Origin of the sequence: Comamonas jiangduensis, from assembly GCF_030162955.1 — a bacterium.
Classification (GTDB): Bacteria; Pseudomonadota; Gammaproteobacteria; order Burkholderiales; family Burkholderiaceae_C; genus Comamonas; species Comamonas jiangduensis.
Genome location: NZ_JARXOV010000042.1, coordinates 1 through 1,219, shown reverse-complemented (window position 1 = coordinate 1,219; position 1,219 = coordinate 1). Strand labels below are relative to the sequence as shown.

The window sequence follows — 1,219 nt, the reverse complement described above, 5'->3', positions numbered from 1 at the left end:
TATCCTGCATTTCCAGGTCGCAGTAGGCGGGCAGGTTGACGTTGTCCAGCTTGCGCAGGACGGCGGGTTCGCATTGGTATTCAGAACCCATCATTCCGCGGGCACCTTCACCAGCCATAGGCAGGGCGGCGTGCAGCTTGCCGATGGAGTAGGGCTTACCGGTGGCTTTGGCGACACCTTCCGAGATCTGTACTCCGATTACGTATGCTTTCATGGCCTTAGCTCCTTCATTGAGGGTTTTGCGAGAGACGACCCCGCTATAAATCCGCCCAGGCTGGCCTTTTCCAGTCGTCTTGGAATGCCAGGGCGGGAAATGACGTCCATGAGCTCGTCGGAATCAACCTGTCCACGCAGTACGTTGACCAGTTTTCCGTAGGCTTCACGGCAGTAGCTCACCATGCGTTCGGCGGTCAGCTCACCTTCTTTTTGGTGGGTTTTGATGCGCTCACCGGCTACGGGAAGCAGCTGCTGGAGGCATTCGTAGGCACCGACGAAGTACTCGTCACGGCGGGTGAGTACATCGAGCGGTATGTCGCGGTCTTTGCGGCGCAGCTCGACCTCAAAGCGCGTCCATTTGTCGCCAGAACCGGGCATAAGCTGGAGGCCTTTTTCGTAGGCGCGCAGCATCTTTCCGTTCTCGCGGCGGCCTATTTCCAGGGTGCGCCCGTAGTACGGGGTTTCTGAGAGCCAGTCACCGGGCGTGCTGTGGCGTGGTGGGGCTCCTGTGCCTGCTGTGAACAGGCCTTGGCTGAGCCATTCGCGGGCGTCGTCTACGGTGAATTCACCTTCCAGGCAGTCGACAGCCAGGTCGACACGGGTGATGGTGCATTCCCAGGCGCTGTAGAGGAAGTCCTGCATGCCTTGCCAATTGGTGACCTTGGAGCAGCCAGAGCCGGAGAGGTCAAGGCGGGCACGGCCTCGCATGCGGTCGCCGCCCCAGTCCAGGAGGCCTACTTGGTGCCGGGCACCGTCATCCAGGAGCACAAAGAGGCGTGCACCGTGCTGAAACCCAAAATGGCCATTTCCATCCTCTGCATGAACATTCAAACCGTGGGTGCGCAGCAAGTCCAGGACGGTAGCAAGGACGTGTTCGTCGGGTTCAGGCAACCAGGTGAAGGTTAGCCAGTCGACTTTTGCACCGCCGATGGCGTGGCGGGGAGTTTCCCCCAGTGTTACAGCACTGGGGGAAGCCGAGGCGTGCTGTGCGCGGTGGGAGCGG

At 60.4% G+C, this 1,219-nt stretch carries 2 protein-coding genes; both read right to left on the bottom strand.

From position 1 onward, the window contains the following. Positions 1-214, bottom strand: a 214-nt coding sequence (locus QEP12_RS16865; protein ID WP_284214984.1) for a hypothetical protein, incomplete at its 3' end; no start/stop codon positions are given. Then, positions 211-1,219 (bottom strand): replication initiation factor domain-containing protein (locus QEP12_RS16860; protein WP_284214983.1); only part of this gene is annotated, 1,009 nt, incomplete at its 5' end. The genes QEP12_RS16865 and QEP12_RS16860, both read right to left, overlap by 4 nt.